This is a genomic window from Deinococcota bacterium (assembly GCA_030858465.1).
Lineage (GTDB): Bacteria > Deinococcota > Deinococci > Deinococcales > Trueperaceae > JALZLY01.
Genome location: JALZLY010000268.1, coordinates 1 through 2,823, shown reverse-complemented (window position 1 = coordinate 2,823; position 2,823 = coordinate 1). Strand labels below are relative to the sequence as shown.

Here is a 2,823-nt window from a genome sequence, read left to right as displayed (position 1 = left end):
CGCCTGCCAGCCGGCGCCGCCGGGAACGACGAGAACGTCCGGGTGGGGCGCGCTGGCAAAAGCCCAGTGCGGGGTGATGATGAGCCCTCCCGAGGTCTCGACCGAGTTGCGGGCCTTGGCGACGGTGAAGAGGGCCAAGGGCGACTCCTCATCGGCGCCCTCGCTCAGGTCCTCGCTCAGGTAGCGCTTGGCGGTATGGAGGGCGTTGTAGGGGCCGACCAGGTCGAGCTCGTTGACGTGGTGGTAGAGGAGCAGCGCGATGTCCATGCCTTCATTCTAGGGCTTTGCGAGCCGGGCTGTAGGCGCGCGCCTGCGGGCTGGGAATAGGACCGCCCGCATGAGCCTCCTCCGTTGACCCTTCCGGCAAGCCGTTTCTCGAGTCGAGAAGCTCGTCGTGATTCGTCCACGTCGCTTTCGGCTCGCCTCCAGCTCAAGCTCGTGAACCCGGCATGAAGAGAAGCTATAGGCAAAAGCGCCCTGTTCGTCATAGAATCATCAGCACCAGCACCGCTTGTTAAACTGGGGGAGATATGAGACGACAGACCAACCAACGCCGCGCCATCATGAGCACGCTCGAGCACGCGCCCGGACCCCTTACCCCGCAGGAGATCCTGCAGGAGGCTGGCAAGATCCAGGCCAGCCTCGGCCTGGCGACGGTCTACCGCAACCTGAGCAGCATGGTCGAGTCCGGCGACCTCATCGAGGTCCACCTGCCCAACGAGAGCACCCGCTATGAGCCGGCGGGCCGGGGCCACCACCATCACTTTCGCTGCGAGAGCTGCCGGGGCGTCTTCGAGCTCGACGCCAGTTGCCCGGTGGCGGTGCTCGAGGGCGTCACTCTGCCCGGCGGCTACATGGTTCACCGTCACGACCTGACGCTCTACGGCCTCTGCCCAAGCTGCTCCAACTGAGGCGTCGATCTCTGTTAGTCTGCGCTATGCGGGCACCCGTTCTCCTGCCGCGCCGTGCGGCCATCCGACACCTGCTTCTCGTCTTCGGCCTCCTGCTGGTGGGGGCCGCTTCGCCCTACGGAGTCGCTCAGGAGCCTGCCTTGGACCCCTCCGCCGGTACTGCTTACGGTGACGGCGATCCCCTTGGCGCCGATCCCTACGGCGACGACTACCTCTACGGGCGCGACTGGGGCCACGCCGAGGGCCGCATCGTCGCCATCGATCCGCGGACCCGGATCGCCACCGTCCGCCTTGCCAACGGCGAGCTCATCCGCGCCGAGCTCGGCGAGCTGTGGAGCGAAGACTTCGGCGTCAATCCCTACGCCCAGCTTCCCGACTTCCGCGAGGGCGAGAACGTCCAGCTCTTCTTTTCGCTGGGCCCGGACGGTCTCCGCTACAACGTCGAGGACTGGATCCGTCGCCCGGCGCTGTTGTGGCTCACCCTACTCTTTCTGGTCGTGTCCGTGGCCATCGGCCGGGGCAAGGGCCTGCGCGCCTTTATCTCCACGGGGGCCAGCCTGGCGATCGCCATCTTTTTCGTGGTGCCGGCCATCTTGGCGGGCTACAGCCCGGTCCTGGTGTCGCTGGCGGGCGTGGGCGGCATGCTGGTGATGGCCATCTACTTCGTCCACGGCGTCTCCTGGAGCACCTCGGCGGCGCTGCTGGGCACCCTGCTGACGGTGATCGTCACCATGGCTCTGGGCGTCCTCTTTACCGACCTCGCCTACCTGACGGGCTTCGGCTCGGACGAGGCCCGCTACATCGGCTTGAGCGGGCTCGAGGTCAACATCAGGGGTCTCTTGCTGGCGGGGCTCCTGATCGGCGCGCTCGGCGCGCTTACCGACATCACCATCGTCCAGGCCAGCGTGGTGCGCGAGCTCGCCCACGTCAACCCTGCCTTCGGCCTGCGCGACCTCTACGGCCGCGCCATGAACGTCGGCCTCGACCACATCGGCTCGCTCGTCAACACCCTGGTCCTGGCCTATACCGGCGCGGCCCTGCCCCTTTTGGTCCTCTTGACCATCTCCGAGGTGGGCATCTTGCGGGCCTTGAACTTAGAGATCGTCGCCGCCGAGGTGGTGACCACCCTGGTCGGCTCCATCGGCCTCATCCTGGCGGTGCCGGTGACCACCCTGATCGCCGCCTTTTTGTTCCGCGGCGACCGCATCCCGGTGGCGCCGGGCGAGCTCGAGCACACCCATCATCACCACTGAGGTATGAATGAGGTATGAACGGGCTGTCACGCGCCAAGCTCGCGATTCTGCTAGCCTGGGGGCGTGGACAATGCACTGACCGACCTCACCCTGCGCTCCTTTGGCGAGGTCGTCCGGGCGGTTTTGCGCCTCGACCCCAGGGTGTTCGAGGCGGTGCAGGCGGGTCCCAGCGGCTTCCCGCTAGCCTTTCTGGTGGTCTTTTTGGCGGGCCTCTCGGCCGCGCTCGGCCAGAGCGTGGGGCTCTTCGTGAGCGGCGTGCGGCCGGCGCGCTTCGCCCTCTCTCTGCTTCTGGCCTCGCTCTTTTTCGTCACCGGCTTTGCCTTTTTGACCTTGAGCATCTGGTTCATCAGCGACTACCTGTTCGACCGGCGCGGCTCCTTGGGCGAGATCGCTCGCGCCGTCGGTTTGGGCTACGCCCCCAGGCTCTACGGCTTTTTCATGCTCACGCCCTACTTCGGCTCCGTCATCGCCGTCTTGCTGGCGGTCTGGAGCCTCATGGCCGTCATCCTGGGCGTCAGCCTGGTGCTCGGGCTCGGCCTTCAGCAGGCGGCGCTCTGCGCCGGCCTGGGCTGGCTGCTCATCCAGGTCACCCGGCGCACGGTGGGCTGGCCGATCGTCTGGCTGAGCCGCCGTTTGCAGCGGCGCGCGGCCGGGGTGCC

The 2,823-nt window shown here is 67.0% G+C and carries 4 protein-coding genes; 3 read left to right on the top strand and 1 reads right to left on the bottom strand.

Going from position 1 to position 2,823, the window contains the following annotated elements:
• Window positions 1–267, bottom strand: a 267-nt coding sequence (locus tag M3498_13585) for a hypothetical protein (GenBank protein MDQ3460308.1), incomplete at its 3' end; no start/stop codon positions are given.
• A 263-nt stretch (window positions 268–530) separates the two neighbouring features.
• Between M3498_13585 and M3498_13580 the strand changes: the two genes are divergently transcribed.
• The 3 genes from M3498_13580 to M3498_13570 form a co-directional block, all read left to right on the top strand.
• Window positions 531–911: a transcriptional repressor gene (locus M3498_13580; GenBank protein MDQ3460307.1), complete on the top strand. Its 381-nt coding sequence runs from the start codon at window positions 531–533 to the stop codon at window positions 909–911.
• A gap of 26 nt (window positions 912–937) precedes the next feature.
• Window positions 938–2,164 carry a YibE/F family protein gene (locus M3498_13575; GenBank protein ID MDQ3460306.1) on the top strand — a complete coding sequence of 409 codons (1,227 nt, stop codon included), beginning with the start codon at window positions 938–940 and terminating at the stop codon, window positions 2,162–2,164.
• Window positions 2,165–2,227: 63 nt separating this feature from the next.
• A partial coding sequence (locus M3498_13570) for a hypothetical protein (GenBank protein MDQ3460305.1) occupies window positions 2,228–2,823 on the top strand: 596 nt, incomplete at its 3' end.

Bases quoted from the DNA above. Each gene is read 5' to 3' on its own strand.
- M3498_13580 (MDQ3460307.1), top strand. From the start codon at position 531: ATGAGACGACAGACCAACCAACGCCGCGCCATCATGAGCACGCTCGAG.
- M3498_13575 (MDQ3460306.1), top strand. From the start codon at position 938: ATGCGGGCACCCGTTCTCCTGCCGCGCCGTGCGGCCATCCGACACCTG.